The sequence below is a fragment of the Fulvivirga ligni genome, from assembly GCF_021389935.1.
GTDB lineage: Bacteria > Bacteroidota > Bacteroidia > Cytophagales > Cyclobacteriaceae > Fulvivirga > Fulvivirga ligni.
In genome coordinates this window covers 3,306,790-3,321,751 of record NZ_CP089979.1, presented here as the reverse complement: position 1 = coordinate 3,321,751, position 14,962 = coordinate 3,306,790, and the positions used below count along the sequence as shown (strand labels likewise).

The following is a 14,962-nucleotide window of genomic DNA, read 5'->3' as shown; positions in this document are numbered from 1 at the left end:
TATTCTAATAAATGATTGCTTGAAAAAAAGCATCCAATCTCGTTTAAAAATTATAATCGATAACCTCTCTTAACTCACAATGTACAGACTTTTGGTCGAACCTTGCTAAAACCTTTCTTGCCTTTTCAGGTACATAAACGGCTTCATAATCCTCCCCTACGAAGTTTATGACTGATTCAAGTTTTTCAAACCACATGACGGTGATGAATTCAACTTCGCTGTTCAATTCTCTCCGAAATAGTTGCATTCTTTTATATCCATGAATCTTTTTGCTCTCGATCTCCGGAAAAATTTCATTCCTTAAAAGATCTTCATAAACGTCTGCATTTGCTTTTGTTGTGTACCCGTGCCAAATTCTTAATATCATATTCTTTGAGTTTATTGATGGCGAATAGCCCTTATCAAGGACACACTTCTTAACTACCTTAATTCTGGATATTAATCTAACCTATTTTACAATAAAGCTCTAGCAAATGCCTCCAGGACCTACCTTTTGACGGCAGTGAAAAGATAATAGATGTTAAGTTGACCTGTTAGGACATAAGCTGGCATTCATTCGAATCATAGCCTATTATACAACAATCATATTGAAATCGGCATCCTAGCAGGGAAGTAATCATCAAATCATGTGAATACCCTAAAAACGCTGGATCGCAATAGACGCAGATCCTTGGATAATTTAATGGCATACAAAACTTACATCTTGCCCCGGTGGCATCCAAATGACGCCTGAAAGCACGGTTGGTGCAATTATATAATTGCTCTTGACAAAATTTTTCCCTTTCATCATCATACGCTCTTCCCTGAGAGTTATTTTCACTTAAAAGCCCTTTAATGGCATTGACAAATATAAGACTGACCGCTTCGTCATCTTGATCAAGAAGGCCAAATCTGGCCACCACCTCAATCCAGAGATCCCATAATTCTTGTTCCGCTTCATACATAGCCGCCACAGAGTCAAAACCCAGAGCATGGGCAAGTTCTAACTGCTCTCGTTCCGTTAATGCATCCTGTTTTTCTAATAGTTGATAAACTGTAACATTATCCGTTACCTGATCTGAATAAGACAACCATAAAGAGATCAATTCAGTGAATTTGGTATCCGATTGCAAATTATTCAGACTTTCAAATTCGTTATCATCCTGATTAGGCTCTTCATTGTTAGAATCTTTACATCCGGTAAAAAGCAAGAGTACCACATAACTATAGGTTACTAGTCTGAGTGGTTGAGTTAGAGATTGAAGTAGTTGGTTCATACTATAAATTGAGATTTTGAACCAAATCTATATTTATAGCATTTCAACAGTGTTTCATCTTATAATTTGAAACGTCAAAGTATATTAAGCACTATACTCACTATCGGCCAAGGGAATTTCATTGATATCATAATAAACCTTTAACCCTCTCTTCCTGGCTATTTCCACATCTTGATCAGCCCCTTTAGATTCACCAGAAATCCTCAGCACCGCATCACATTTCTCTAATAACCGATGTGCTACAGGATATTGAATTTCATTCCATACATCATCACCAGGTTTTTTAGATCCTGCCAAATGGAGTAAAGGCAAAGCCACCCACTCTCCTATCATGGGCACATGCCCCTTCCTAAATATAGGCAGAGCCATAGCTTCCAGATTTTCGAGGTTTTTCTTGATTAAAGCGGGATCATCATTTGTACCACTTGTATAAGGTCCGGCAATTAGTATAAGCATATCTTTTTTTTAACAAAGAATCTTATTCTAAGCTTCTGAAAAAATAAGGTAGATTAAGAAATTGACTAAAGCCGAAATTAATTCTTAGAACCTCTAATGGTGCTAAGAAATTCAGGCGTGACACCCAGATATGAGGCAATTTGCTTCAAAGTGACCATCTTCGCTACTTTTGGATACTTTCTCAAAAAGCTTTCATAGCGACCTTTAGCCGGTAATGAAAGGTTTTGTATCATTCTCTGCTGCTCTCGGCAGTAAGCATTTTGCATGAGTATTCTAAAAAATTTGTTGAATTCCGGCACTTCCTGGTAGAGCAAGTCCAGATTAGCTTTAGAAAGTTTTAATACATGGCTAGGCGCTATAGCTTGTATGTTCATAACAGCAGGTAATTCATTGAGAAAGCATGACATATCCGTGATCCACCAATCTTCTATAGCAAACATGATGGTTGAATCCTTGCCATTAGCATTGAGATAAAATGCCCTGAGCGAACCTTCATTAACAAAATAAATATGATTACAAGCCTCACCTTGCTGAAGTATGAATTCATTTCTCTGAATGATTTCTTCACTCAATAAGCCTTTAAAATGTTGTTTTTCCTTTTCGGCAAGCGTGATATGCTTAGAAATATTAGAAAAAATCTGATCGGTATTCAAGGTGATGGTAACGTTCTATAGTTGCATCTTAAATTAAGGAAATTATAGAATAATTGTGTTTTTACTTTTCAGCAATCGGTGATGATTTTAAATGTTTTGTAACATTTTCCCTGATAAGCCCCTCTCCGTAACCACTCCATTCTTCAAGAATTACTTTTTCAGGAGAAATTAAAACATAGGTTGGGGTGCCATATTGCCAGTACTTGACATATGCGTCATTATAATCACCTTTTCCATCCCATAGATAATTCCAGGTAACTGAATCGCGCTTCACGTGGTTTTCCCATGATTCCCTGTCAAGATCAGTAGAAATGGATATGATTTCCAAATCATCCAGGTAATTGCCATGAAGCTCTTTCAATTCCGGTAAAGATAATTGGCTTCCGAAACAGGCATAGGATGAAAAATGGAGGAGCGTATATTTGTTTTGGATATCTGAAAGTGACAAGGTATCTCCATCTTGATTGATAGCACTGTAGTCATAATATTGGGCACCTACCTCGGGTTTGGGAAATGCACTTTGCAGTTTGACTGCTTTTGCCATTTTAGTTTCTTTGAGTTCATCGTCCAGTTGTGAATAAAGACTACTCAATTCTTGAGCGGAAAATGAAAGTTTATGGTATTTGAAGATATTTAGTGCAGCATACGAATTGAAATTATCCTTTAGCAGTTTCACAATTTCAGTATCCAAAGAATCTGATAAGTCACTCAATTTTTCACTGAGCAGTTGATCATCTGAACCATACCTGGTTTTTAGATTTTTGCTTAACTGCTGCCGGTGATATTCAATTTTATTAAACTTTTCAGCCTCGTCCTGAGACCGTGAGCCTATCATATCAACATTCCAGGGAAAATCACTTTTATCAGCCTTAAAGGTAACATGCTCATTTACCACCAATAAGTAAGAATAAATAAACTCAGGAGATAGACTTAAAAGCATTAACTTCTCAGGTCTTTTTGCAATATGATTGCTTTCAAGCAAGATTTTTCCATTGGTAACATAAGCGCTATCCATGGTAATACCTGCCTCGTCTCTTAAGTAAAATAATGTACTATCTGGAATGTCAGTAAGTGTGGCCTCAAGGGTAAAAACCTCATCGTCAGGCTTTGTTTCACAAGCAAAAACGACTAATAATAAGAGTGAGAAGAGAAAAAGATAATTACACTTCATTATTTTGACCCTGGTATTTGACTAATAAAATTATAACTACAGTAACTAATATAACCACAAAATACAATTTACATTATATTTTATATACAATTTATTATATAAAAATAGTCAAATATTAATTATAAGGCTCACTTTTCATCTAACACCATTGGTACTGCACTTTAATATTCGGCAGGATTGGTTTGTACTACTTGACACAGTGATGAGGTAGATTATATTCCATACGGAGAATGGCGGCACCAGATATCTATTTTCCTCCAAAACTCATATGCTTACCATGTCCCTTTTTGTAAGGCTTAATTACAATCTGAATTTCATAGTTAGAGTATTTTATCCTATCCCCTTTTCATATCTGCCAGACAGAGAAATTTTCTTGTTTTTTATATGTCGGGAATGTATCAGGATACCCTCAGAATTAGCAATCTATGTCGGAAATGTAGTAACAATAGGCGGTTTTGTGGTACATACCAGATGCCATTTTGTGAGAAATTAACATTAAAAAATGTTCAATTTAATCTCAGAAAAACGATGAAATACTTTAAAAGAAAAGCCTGTATCTTCGGTATGTTCATATGGAGTATGACAACCACTTCAATCGCGCAAAATAATCCAGCTACGGAAGACTTGAGTCCATTCTACCAGCACTTCTATCAGATTACATCAAGCGATACAACCCATGCTTTGACCAGATCTAAAGACCGGTCAGATGACAATAGGTTCAATATTTTTGAAGGAACTTATTCAAATAAAAATGACAGGCAGCATTGGCTCATTATGCCATCTTCTCCAGATAGTGAGGAGTTTACTCTTGTTGAAATACACAAAGGACTTGTCGCTGATATATTTACCAATGGCAATTTAGCATCTCGCTTCGAGTTTACCGGAGAAGCAAACCAGACATTCCAATTTACAGAATTGCCTAATGGTAAGGTAAGAATTCAAAGTCCGCTTGACCGTAGTTTGGCCCTAACACGGCTCTCCAATAAAAACGTTATATTCAGTGATCTTAACAGTACTAAACAGCAGGATTTTGCATTGATTCAGAAGGACACATTTCCAAATAACTTTAAAAATATATTCCACAGATTAATGTAGCCATACCTCAGCCTCCCGCACCTACAAGCCTTGAGGCAGAAGATCAATGTATTATATGCAATGAACAGGTAGTAGGTGAAACCATACTCCCATTTTTCGTAGTTAGAGATCCCGGTCTTAAGACCGTTGAGGATCAACTGAACATCAGTCCATACTACAAAGTAGTACGTAGCCAATATTGGAGGATGGTGGGGGGCCAACCTCAGCGTGTGGATCCGGGACTTGACATTAGCTATACGCTCGAACAGACATATGGCATTGAGACTTTTCAGCTCGAGGAACTCTCATCATCCTTATCCATTGGATTCACCGCGGAAAATGAGGTGTCTTTTGAGGGAGGAATTGGACAAGGAAATATAGGTGCTCGTGTTTCTCAAATTTTCAGTAAAGACTTTAATTTAAGTCGTAAACAGGTAAATAGTGTGACCGAGACTAATTTAATCACTGTTACGATTACTCGGTCAACTAATGTGGACATACCTTCTGTTTTAGCAGAATATCAACTAGTGGATCATTACCAATTGGTTAGTATGGACAATAAAATATTATCCGAATGGGAAGTGGGAGGTGAAACGCAATTCAATAGTGTCGTGGGTTTCCCTGCACAAAGCGCAGCGAGGGTATCAAGCAGCCCACTTATCATCTCTTCAACCAACAATCCCCTGATGGATAAGGCACTAACTGTGGAAATAACATCGAAAAATCCGTTTACCAGTCAACTGGAGCTGGAGGTAAATGCTCCCGTTTCCGCTCAAATAGAAGCAACTTTATACGACACATACGGAGATAAAAAGCAGCAGGTGAGCGAATTCCTATCAAATGAGGGGAAAACTAAGTTTTCTATCAAAGGAGATGGTCTTCCTAAAGGCATATATATCTTAAAGACATCTTTCATAGATAAAGATGGAGAATTACATCAAGACATTAAACGAGTAATAAAGGAATAATATTTACAAATAGAGTTTCATTTATCGCACAAAATCCTACCACTGAAAAATGCTTAATGTCTGGTGTGGTGTTCTGTAGCCTCATCCAGAGAGGTAAAAGGCTAGAAGCACAAATGTAATGTTGGCAGGATGGGTAAATTGGTGATAGGGTGGCGCTAAAGTATCATACAGGCAGATCGCCTGTCTGATACTTAAATCTCCCATGATGAAGGCTCATGCTGAATTGTCAATTATTATGACTTATCCCCTTTAGCTAACGTGCGCCTGTAAACATCACACCTATCCTTTCATCAAAGTTCTTACTTCTCGGTATCATAGGATATACCCATGTATTTCAAATAGTCTTCTAAGGGTTCTAGCCCCATCTCTTCTCTTCTTTGGTTAACAGTTTCAGGCGATTCTAATTCATACAACTCACCATTCTTAATTTGACTGCCATATATCTGTGGTTTACCCTCCTCCATCAGCATTCTATCCTTCATAAGTGCATATTGCTGCTTACTCAAATCCCCATTTTTCACAGCCTTTTCAATAAGTGGGAAATATTTTATTCTGTATTTATTCTCCGTATTATGTTGCAACCCTAACCAGATAGCATTCATTTGTTCCTGCGTTACTTCATTCAAAGTTGGCATCCCGCATTTTTCAAGAATGCTTATCACTAATTCCTGATTTCTGTGGTCTTCCTTGGCATACTTAATTAAATTATTCTCTTTCCTAATTTTTTGGTCACTGAGATAGATCTCACTTAATATTTCACTCCTCTTATTGCAGTCCACTTCTACATAGTCTACTGAACCCACGTACGCAAATTTGTCTCTATTTATAAATAAGAATACAGACACTGCTAATATTAGAGCTATAAAAATGGTTAAGAACACTTTAGTTTTTTTCATGTCTTTTTGTCTTGATAAATTATAGTGATAATCAATATTTTGAATGATCACATTTTATTCAAGTTACAATTTATATATTTTACCATTAAAATTACATCATCTGACTCCAGCATTTTCATCAAGCAATAGAACTGGGGAAATCATATATATATGAATGCCATGCAACGATAAATGATTGAGGTATATACCCGGATTCTTTCCTATAAAATCATTAAGCAGATTGAGTGGGCTACAAATTTGATTACTCGGATTCTACAATCAACTTTTCCACCAGTACAGTATTTTGTTTTTGAAATCTCAAAAAATACGTCCCATGAGGTAAATCCATTACGTCAACCTTCATTTTAATATTAGTACATTTTAGATAAGCACCGGTTTGATTACCCAACATGTCATAAATATGAATTTCTCCACCGACTAAATCATCAGGGATTTCAATATTTAAAATGGTTTCAACCGGATTCGGATATATAGCGATATCTTGTTTCTCGGTATTCAAATAATTTACTGAGGTTATTACTGGAGTTTTTCTTTTCAATATCCACGGATCACAGTCGAATACATCTGTAGTATCAGCTAGCAAATGGTTGCCATAAATGGCTACAAAAGAAATATCTCCCCATTCGGTTAAGGTAGGCTCTCCTACGCCATAAATAAAACCATCTGTTCCTATCAGATCAGCTGGTTCTATAACCAATTCCTTAGCACCCCAGCTATCCCAATCGCCTGGTATCATTTGTCTTGACTTATAAATGCTATGTAAGCCACCCGCATTATTTGCACAGAAATACATCCACCAATGCACATTTCTTGAAAACATCAGATCAACACCATTACCTTCACCTAAATCACTAGTGAAGATAAATACATCAAAAGTATCGGAATTGAGCAAAACCCCACATGCACCTCCATCAAAGGTATAGGAATGGATTAAATTGGTTGGTTGCCAGTGAGTAAAGGGCACTGAAGTATCAGTTCTATTACTCATAATGATATCACTATGAATATAATTGCCACAACCATATGGGTTGGTTACTGTATCTATACCTAATAGTGGACCTCTATAATAGGGATCAAAATCTATACATGGATCAAAATCTCCCACCCATGAAAAAAGATCAATGGGCAAATAAGTGCTAAACATATGTTTACCATCTCGCGTCATGTATAGTCCATCTTCCCATCCCCCTACATTTACCGGCTGTATTTCCGGAGCGTAATAGTTGGTGTCATATACATTAAATAACGCATTTGATTTAATTGCTGGCCAGTTGGGTTGAGCAAGCAACACTGAGCTAACAAAAAGAAAGAACAATGTAAATAGAGTATTAATGTATAATTTATTTTTACTGTTCATAATTCTTTTTTTACTAATATCCTCGGTATAAGGGACATAACTCCCCCCTATTTCTTATACAGCGTCAATCTAACTAATTTAGTATTAAAAATGAATATCGGGCTCTATCAACAGAGCACTAACTTATTGACTATCAGTATACTTTTCAGTAAAACATTAATCTATTCTACGATCGCTAAGGATAGGAATGAATGCTTGATTGATTTCTTAATGAGTTAGTAGTCGCAGACTACTAACATTGAAAACACCCTCACCACTTATACATCTAACACCTCGGGCATGTGTTTTTTTAGCAGGTTTATAAAGTTGTAAGTTGTTAAGGGCTTGTTTAGATAATCTCTGATGGATTCTATGCTATTGGCTTTGTTTTGATCGTCCTGGTTAATCGAGGTGGTTAGCATTACCACAACTATTGTTTCGAGGTTCAGCTGCTCATATTCCTCTAAAAAGTCCCAGCCGTTCATTCCGGGCATGTTAATATCTAATAATATCAGTTGTGGTGTATTATCAGGCTTGTCTAGGTTGTTCTTAAGATAGTCTAAAGCCTTTTCCGCTGAACGATAAGTAATGATTTTCTCCACCTTACCCGTTTCTTCTATTTCCATCTCGTGTAGCTCATTATCATATGCATTGTCATCAATGAGCATTATACAGTTAAGTTTTCTTTTCATGACCCTATATGCTTAGCTATTGTAAAATAAAAATTACTTCCTTTACCGAATTCCGTTTCTACCCAGATTTTCCCACCATGTACTTCAACTATTTTTCGGCTATTGGCCAGTCCTATTCCATATCCGGAATACTCTTCCTCCAGGAGTAGCTTTTGAAATATATTGAATATTCGATTTATATTCTTAGATGCCATGCCTATTCCGTTATCAGATACCACAAATTGATGATAGCCTTCCAACTCTTTATAACCTATCTGGATTTTAGGCGCTATAGACGCCTTACGAAACTTGATAGCATTGACCAGGAGGTTTTGAAAAAGTTGCCGCATTTCCGTAGCGTTGGCAGTTATTTTAGGCAAATCATCCACCTCAATGGTAGCATCGGTTGACTCAATCGACAGGTACAAATCATTAATAACGGCCTCTACTACCTCTTGAGCATTCACTTCAACCATAGCTTTATTAAGGCCTAATCTCGAAAACTCCAATAAGGCAGTGATAAGTACCTTCATCCTATCAGCTGACTTATTGATAACTTGAAGATATTTTATGACCTTTTCACTTACGCTGTCGTCAACATTTTTAAGAATGACTCCGATGTAACTGGTAATGGTCCGCAACGGTTCCTGTAGATCATGAGATGCGATATAAGCAAAATTACTAAGTCGGCCATTTAACTCTTCTAATCTCTCCTGCTTAACTGCCAACTCTGCTAATAATCTGTGCTCTTCTTTTTTGTGATGAGTGATATCATTAAAAACCGCCAAATTGTATTTCTTACCATCCATTTCAAGTAAGGAGGCATTCACAATGATATTTAAAATTTTACCAGTTTTAGTTCTATGTAGTGCTTCAAAAATAGCATAACCATTGGTCTGAATTTGACTCACAATACTCTGGATTTCTTCAGGCGAATTTCGGGTCACATCAATTTGACTCATATTCATTTTAGCATATTCTTCTGCTGTATAGTCTGTTTGCTTATGGGCGGCCTCATTGAAATCTACCACGCAACCATTTTCGTCAGTAACTACAATAGGAATATGAGCGTTATGAAAAATTTTAGGATAACGCTCCTTTAGTTTCAATTTCAGCTTTTGGGCATCTTTTCTATCCATTGATAAGCACTTCTTTGCCAATATATCTCACCCTGAGACAACGCCTTTCAGGCCTAGCCGCAATAATTTCATTTATTTAAATTATCTAATTCAGTCTAACCATTTTCATGAAAATCTCATAGTGAATGCGTTTTGGCTTTTACTAATTAGAAGCACTTAAAATTTCAATGGCGCTAACGGGAGAAGTCTAAATAATGCGCTGGGGATATGTAAAGGAGATAAAGGATAAAATTCAACTACTGATCAATGCTACCATCAAGATTTAGATGAACCGGTTATGTTTATTAAGTTCTTGTTTAGCTAACTAATGATCCGAAAATGTCTTAATTTCTATTGAATAAGATTTAACTCGTTCATTTAATCTTACTACTCTTTCTTTAAATTGATGCTCAACAAAAAGGAATAAATCGACAGGAACACCTTGAGGTCCGTAATTTATTTCCGTAATGAATATGCCATTTTCAAGCTTAATGTACGAGCATTTGTCATCATCCACTTCGCCATCAAAATAACAAAAGAAAAAATCCTCTATCTTATTACCCAGGATCCTATCTTCAACTTCATTGGTTAATCTATCCTGTTCATCAAAATCAGGATAAAAGTATGAATTATTGATACCTTCATAGTCTGAAATTACATCGCCATCATACTTTGGAAATTGAATTATATTTCCATCATTAAGCTTAAGATATGAATGAAACTCTTGCATGCCATATTCATTTGATGAAACGTACTTATACCTTATATCAACAAGTGATTTTCCAATAACGTCGCTTAAAGTTACCTTCATTTGATACTAGCTATTCTTTTAAACCTCAATCTAAAGAGTTTCCCATAATAATGTAGAAAGACTTAACAATAAGTGTTGTAAGCCTATTTATTTTAATTGTCAGCAACTTATTGATCAACCGTCATTTTAGCTTTAAGTTGAGTGGCTATGGGATTTTTCAGGAACCGAAAATCTTCAGTTACGATACATGAATCTAGCAATTTGTCTGAACTCATCAACTCCTGAAGTTCCTCACTGGTCACTTCCCACTTGCTAATTTTATCCGAAATATAACTGCTCCGACCATAATTTTGGATCAGCTCCGAAATCGAAGGGTTAGATTTTTGGCTATGGTTTATGTAGTTGACCAAATACAGCTTTTTGATATATCCATCTTTAATTCCAATTTGATGATTAGTCCAAAGATGATCCATCTCGGTAATGGCAAGGGAGGAAGAGAAAAGTCCTCTCATCAGTTTTTTTTCTCCATGAAACCTATTACTTGGAAATTTATGAATGTAGCCATATTCAAAAGAAAATGTTTTTAACAGTTCTTCAGCAAGAGTTTGCATTTCATCAATGGTAATTAGACTTTGATCTATCTGGAAGGAAATTTCTATAGCCGAGTAATCTGGTCTTTTGGCATTTTTTAGATAGTTAAGTAAGGGGTTGCTCACCATAAAACATGTATTCGTCTCTTTTGAGCTAAAACCTACGTAGCAATATACTACTTCTTCATATTTTTGAAACAGAGATTTAAATCCCTTAATGGTCTTATACCCTTTACTAGAATAATTTAAACTGAAATGATTTGCTTTTTTTTCAGTCAATTTCTCCATTAATTCCACAGCTTGGAGAACGAGATCTAAACTATCAAACTCGGATGCAGATCGCTGATCAGTTATTTTTTGTAACGCTAGAAAATAGTGCTGGCGCTGTGTTCTACTAAATATACCCATTGAAAACTTTTCTATTCTTTACTCATAAGAGACACCCACAGACTGAACTCACCAAAACCCTGAAACATAATCTCTTGTGAATTTATTTCAGTCGATTCTTCAAGTCCATTCGTTCATGTAGAATTCTAGTTATCTCAATAAGTTCAGCCGAAATTATACGAAAAAATACAATATGTCGATTCACCTTAATTCCAAATAAATCACTCCTTATTCCCTCGTAATTTCTTCCTTGTAGCTGGTTCGCTGCAATGGATTCAAAGGTGCTAGTGAGTTGTTCATAATAGTAATCCGCCTGCCGTTCAGACCATCGATCATATGTGTAGTTCCAAATGTCTGACAAATCCTGAACTGCAAGGTTAGTTAACCGATACTTACTCATTAGTTCTTGATGCCTTCAGCTGCTGCAAATGGTTTGAAGGTTCAAAATCTTCTGCAATTCCACTGTCGACTCCGTCTTGAATGGCCTTTTTTAGCGAAAGAACTTTGCTCTCCTCTTCTTCCAAGAGTCTTAATCCAGCTCGAACAACTTCGCTTGCATTCTTGAATCGACCTTCTGAAATGCTATGTTTTACAAAATTATCGAAATAGTCCCCTAGTGAAATAGATGTGTTCTTGCTCATATCTTAAAAGTACCAAATATTGGTATATATTACAAAAAACTTGCTTCTGAGGAGCCAGCCGTCAACCATTACTCTTCTTTTTTAAATTTAAGTTTAGCGGCTGTTTTGCATTGAATAATAGAACCACAGGTAATCACACCACCATGCCGAGCATAGCGGTAACTGAGGTGCTAAATCGCAAAGCATCTCTATACGAACCATACATGCACTAAGCACTTATCTTCTTTTAATGCAATTTGACATATTCTGATCAAATCAGAAATGGGTTGTTCAGCCATTGATGAATCTCCAATATGCTCATCTGGGTATTCTTCTGACAGCTTCTTATACCATCTAGAAGCATACATAGCCGCATCCTTTTCTGAACTTTTTGCTATTAGATTTTTCACCACCTCTTTCACATAAAAAGCGCCTCGATCATTCTCATCAAAATAACAATCCTCAGTATCCAGGTTTTCTCGTAATCCAAATGATTCATCAGATAAATGACTTGAAATAATATTAATAAGAAAATTTAAATCCTTTGGAGATAAGTGCAAGCTAAAGTCAGCAAAATCCCTTTGGTCCTCCAATTCTTCAAGTATATCAAAATCCTCATCTGCAACAGCATTAACTATATCATCTTTGTCACCAATAAAAAACTTTAGTTTTAGACCCATAATTACGAAGGAAAAAGTGTTTATTGTTCTGTGATGTTCTTTAAATCAAACTAAAAATTCGCGATTTGAGGCTTTATAATGAGCTTTCCTGACTTGCCAATCCCGATTTCTGTTATTATTTCTTCTTTAACTGACATAATCCCAGAATTTTAGCATTTCAGAAGAATTATAGCTCTCTATTAGAATTTTAAAACCTTCAGACAGATTCATTTCTAATATTTCATTTCCCAAATCAGGTCTAAACGCCCAAATCCACGACAGAATTTCTTCTCTTTGTGGAGGTTCATAATCTGGACAAAACTCAATGTAATTCTCACAAACTCCTATTGTGTTTGAATAAAGAACGCTAACTGCAGATTGTCTTTCGTCAAATTTATCAAAGTCAACAATTTCACTCCATGGAACCTCTGTTGGAACAGTTTCAAGTATTTTTTCTAATTCACTTTTCATCTTAATTAAGTAGAATGTCACATAGCGAATGAGCACTGGCGTTTGATGAGCATTACCAGCTCTTATCAGCTTGCCCATTCGTGCAAGAGTGAGATTATTGGGCTGATTTCAATTCGTATTTGAGTTGGTTTGAGAGCATAAAATCCTTTTCAACATACCAAGTCACCAAATCCTTAAATGTCATGTCATTCACCTTTCTTTCCAGCTTTTCAAATCGCGATAGACTAAGTTTTATCTTATTCAACGTTAGCCATTCGATAAGCTTTAGAGGAAGCCAAATTAACAGCTTTAATATATTAATTAATATAGTAGTTGAGGCAAGATGTTCTACTTCTGAATGAAAGTATTTTTCGTATTCAATGCCATTATGTTGAAGTTCATACCTATTTACGAACTCTTCCAATAGAAACAAGTTATCATCACCCCACAACCCTAAGTCCTCTGCAATGGTATTATTAAGTGATGTTATTCGTACACCCGAAGTTTTCTCAAGAAACATTTTAACAGTTGCATATGCATGCCGAAGTTTCGCGTACTCAACTCTTTTTATTTTCATATGCTCTAATTAGAGTTCTAAACACCTTGGTGTAAAGACGTAAACATTCCATTGAGCCAATCTAACTATTTCAAATTAAAACTCATAGTGAATAACTGACACCATTTGATGAGACTTGTAAAGTCCGATGAGAATAGCTTGCCTGGTACGTGCGAGTTTGCTCTAAGCCAGCCGGCAACCATTACTCTTCTTTAAATTCCAGTTTAGCGGCTGTTATCTTTTTCCTCCAAAACTCAATTCCTTTTTCGAGTTGGATACACTTTTTAATCATCCCCTACCCACCGAACATGGCGGCAACGTGGCCTTTTTCATTCATTTAATATCCTCAAAAGTCAATTCATTAGTTTGCTTATCAATCGAAATACGTCTAAAAGTAGGTGCATATCCTTCTTGTCCGCTCGGTTCACGATACTCTCTAACAAAAGCATTTTTTGTCTCATAGTTTTGAGTCACTTTAGGTCCAAAATAGCCGTTGTCTGATGAGTAGAGTAAATGGTCAATCGAACTATCGTCAGACTGAAAATTGTCGGTATTTTTAATGGTAATGATTGCCTTTTGTTTGTCGCTATCTGAAATGCTTAAAGTAAATGTGTGATAGTAGTCTTGCAAAGCAGACGCTGACTCATTGTGTATCAGGTCAAAGTCATCTCTCAACTCAATTCCTTGTTCGCTTACAAGTTTGTATGCACTGCTTTTTGTGAATAGTTGATCCTCAAAAACTATTAAAAGTGCTTTTGTCAGTATAAGGATGCCATATATAATGGTCAAATACTTAGCCGCCTTTGGGTAACCAATTCGCTTTGTAACGAAATAAAGCAATAGTCCAATTCCGATGGGTATGCCACCTAAAACGAGTATCAAAAGTCCTATGAATAAAAACCCTTCCATTTAATTTTTTCAAGTGTGCTAGTATGAGACGCGTTAGGCCGGTGGAATTGCCTCGAATACTAATTCGATGTTAAACCATAGCGCCATGATAGCAAGCTGTTTAGTTATCCCTTGTAGGTGTTGAAAATTATGGAATAGCCAAACTCTATTACCTCGTCAAAGTATGCTTGATAGTCATCCGGTAAATCTTCTTTTTCGTCGAATATATAATACTCATCCTCTAATTCGATAAACTCCCAGCCACTCTGTTGAGTATAGAATGTTGCTAAGTTAATCGCTCCATCATAGTCCTTATAGTCAATCAATATTGAAGCATAGGCACCAGTCACTTTGCCGTGAAATTCATGATTGTTAATTGATGGCCTGCAATGTAAAACTATGTGATACATTTATTTTTTTTATTGTTAGTAAATCGTGACGTCCAGATGAAGTATTGGCTTA

The 14,962-nt window shown here is 36.1% G+C and carries 20 protein-coding genes; 2 read left to right on the top strand and 18 right to left on the bottom strand.

All coding sequences use genetic code 11. The features are described from left to right. Positions 1-43 precede the first annotated feature (43 nt). From LVD16_RS14170 to LVD16_RS14150, 5 genes are all read right to left on the bottom strand, one after another. Positions 44-367: a hypothetical protein gene (locus LVD16_RS14170; RefSeq protein WP_233768919.1), complete on the bottom strand. Its 324-nt coding sequence runs from the start codon at positions 365-367 to the stop codon at positions 44-46. A 166-nt stretch (positions 368-533) separates the two neighbouring features. After that, entirely contained in the window at positions 534-1,256 is a 723-nt protein-coding gene (locus LVD16_RS14165; protein WP_233768918.1) for a hypothetical protein, read from the bottom strand. Between the two features lie 84 nt (positions 1,257-1,340). After that, positions 1,341-1,712, bottom strand: coding sequence for a TIR domain-containing protein (locus tag LVD16_RS14160; RefSeq protein WP_233768917.1), 372 nt, complete (start codon positions 1,710-1,712; stop codon positions 1,341-1,343). Between the two features lie 77 nt (positions 1,713-1,789). Next, positions 1,790-2,365: a Crp/Fnr family transcriptional regulator gene (locus LVD16_RS14155; RefSeq protein ID WP_233768916.1), complete on the bottom strand. Its 576-nt coding sequence runs from the start codon at positions 2,363-2,365 to the stop codon at positions 1,790-1,792. Between the two features lie 61 nt (positions 2,366-2,426). Then, on the bottom strand, positions 2,427-3,536 hold the full coding sequence (locus LVD16_RS14150; protein ID WP_233768915.1) for a redoxin domain-containing protein: 1,110 nt from the start codon (positions 3,534-3,536) through the stop codon (positions 2,427-2,429). Between the two features lie 528 nt (positions 3,537-4,064). On the opposite strand from LVD16_RS14150, the gene LVD16_RS14145 reads away from it, so the two are divergent. After that, entirely contained in the window at positions 4,065-4,631 is a 567-nt protein-coding gene (locus LVD16_RS14145) for a ricin-type beta-trefoil lectin domain protein (RefSeq protein ID WP_233768914.1), read from the top strand. Further along, the gene (locus tag LVD16_RS14140; protein WP_306309406.1) at positions 4,613-5,578 is read left to right on the top strand and encodes a hypothetical protein; all 966 of its coding nucleotides are present in this window, start codon (positions 4,613-4,615) and stop codon (positions 5,576-5,578) included. The genes LVD16_RS14145 and LVD16_RS14140 overlap by 19 nt, the downstream gene beginning before the upstream one ends. A gap of 299 nt (positions 5,579-5,877) precedes the next feature. Here LVD16_RS14140 and LVD16_RS14135 read toward each other — a convergent pair whose 3' ends face one another. The 13 genes from LVD16_RS14135 to LVD16_RS14075 all read right to left on the bottom strand — a co-directional run bounded on the left by LVD16_RS14135 (position 5,878) and on the right by LVD16_RS14075 (position 14,910). Next, on the bottom strand, positions 5,878-6,474 hold the full coding sequence (locus LVD16_RS14135; RefSeq protein WP_233768913.1) for a DUF6624 domain-containing protein: 597 nt from the start codon (positions 6,472-6,474) through the stop codon (positions 5,878-5,880). A 241-nt stretch (positions 6,475-6,715) separates the two neighbouring features. Then, the gene (locus LVD16_RS14130; protein WP_233768912.1) at positions 6,716-7,831 is read right to left on the bottom strand and encodes a T9SS type A sorting domain-containing protein; all 1,116 of its coding nucleotides are present in this window, start codon (positions 7,829-7,831) and stop codon (positions 6,716-6,718) included. A 257-nt stretch (positions 7,832-8,088) separates the two neighbouring features. After that, positions 8,089-8,502 carry a response regulator gene (locus LVD16_RS14125; RefSeq protein ID WP_233768911.1) on the bottom strand — a complete coding sequence of 138 codons (414 nt, stop codon included), beginning with the start codon at positions 8,500-8,502 and terminating at the stop codon, positions 8,089-8,091. Beyond that, positions 8,499-9,620 carry a PAS domain-containing sensor histidine kinase gene (locus tag LVD16_RS14120; RefSeq protein ID WP_233768910.1) on the bottom strand — a complete coding sequence of 374 codons (1,122 nt, stop codon included), beginning with the start codon at positions 9,618-9,620 and terminating at the stop codon, positions 8,499-8,501. The genes LVD16_RS14125 and LVD16_RS14120 overlap by 4 nt, the downstream gene beginning before the upstream one ends. Positions 9,621-9,924: 304 nt before the next feature. Next, the gene (locus tag LVD16_RS14115; protein WP_233768909.1) at positions 9,925-10,410 is read right to left on the bottom strand and encodes a hypothetical protein; all 486 of its coding nucleotides are present in this window, start codon (positions 10,408-10,410) and stop codon (positions 9,925-9,927) included. 107 nt (positions 10,411-10,517) lie between these two features. Further along, a complete protein-coding gene (locus tag LVD16_RS14110) occupies positions 10,518-11,348 on the bottom strand; it encodes a hypothetical protein (RefSeq protein WP_233768908.1) in 831 nt (276 codons plus the stop codon). An 82-nt stretch (positions 11,349-11,430) separates the two neighbouring features. Further along, positions 11,431-11,727, bottom strand: coding sequence for a type II toxin-antitoxin system RelE/ParE family toxin (locus tag LVD16_RS14105; RefSeq protein WP_233768907.1), 297 nt, complete (start codon positions 11,725-11,727; stop codon positions 11,431-11,433). After that, complete coding sequence (locus LVD16_RS14100; protein ID WP_233768906.1) at positions 11,720-11,968, bottom strand: type II toxin-antitoxin system ParD family antitoxin; 249 nt, start codon at positions 11,966-11,968, stop codon at positions 11,720-11,722. The genes LVD16_RS14105 and LVD16_RS14100 overlap by 8 nt, the downstream gene beginning before the upstream one ends. Positions 11,969-12,156: 188 nt before the next feature. After that, a complete protein-coding gene (locus LVD16_RS14095; RefSeq protein WP_233768905.1) occupies positions 12,157-12,627 on the bottom strand; it encodes a hypothetical protein in 471 nt (156 codons plus the stop codon). A gap of 126 nt (positions 12,628-12,753) precedes the next feature. Beyond that, on the bottom strand, positions 12,754-13,077 hold the full coding sequence (locus LVD16_RS14090) for a hypothetical protein (RefSeq protein ID WP_233768904.1): 324 nt from the start codon (positions 13,075-13,077) through the stop codon (positions 12,754-12,756). Between the two features lie 94 nt (positions 13,078-13,171). Then, the gene (locus LVD16_RS14085) at positions 13,172-13,633 is read right to left on the bottom strand and encodes a DUF1493 family protein (RefSeq protein ID WP_233768903.1); all 462 of its coding nucleotides are present in this window, start codon (positions 13,631-13,633) and stop codon (positions 13,172-13,174) included. Between the two features lie 312 nt (positions 13,634-13,945). Next, complete coding sequence (locus LVD16_RS14080) at positions 13,946-14,521, bottom strand: hypothetical protein (protein WP_233768902.1); 576 nt, start codon at positions 14,519-14,521, stop codon at positions 13,946-13,948. Between the two features lie 104 nt (positions 14,522-14,625). Next, the gene (locus LVD16_RS14075) at positions 14,626-14,910 is read right to left on the bottom strand and encodes a hypothetical protein (RefSeq protein WP_233768901.1); all 285 of its coding nucleotides are present in this window, start codon (positions 14,908-14,910) and stop codon (positions 14,626-14,628) included. Between the last annotated feature and the right edge of the window lie 52 nt (positions 14,911-14,962).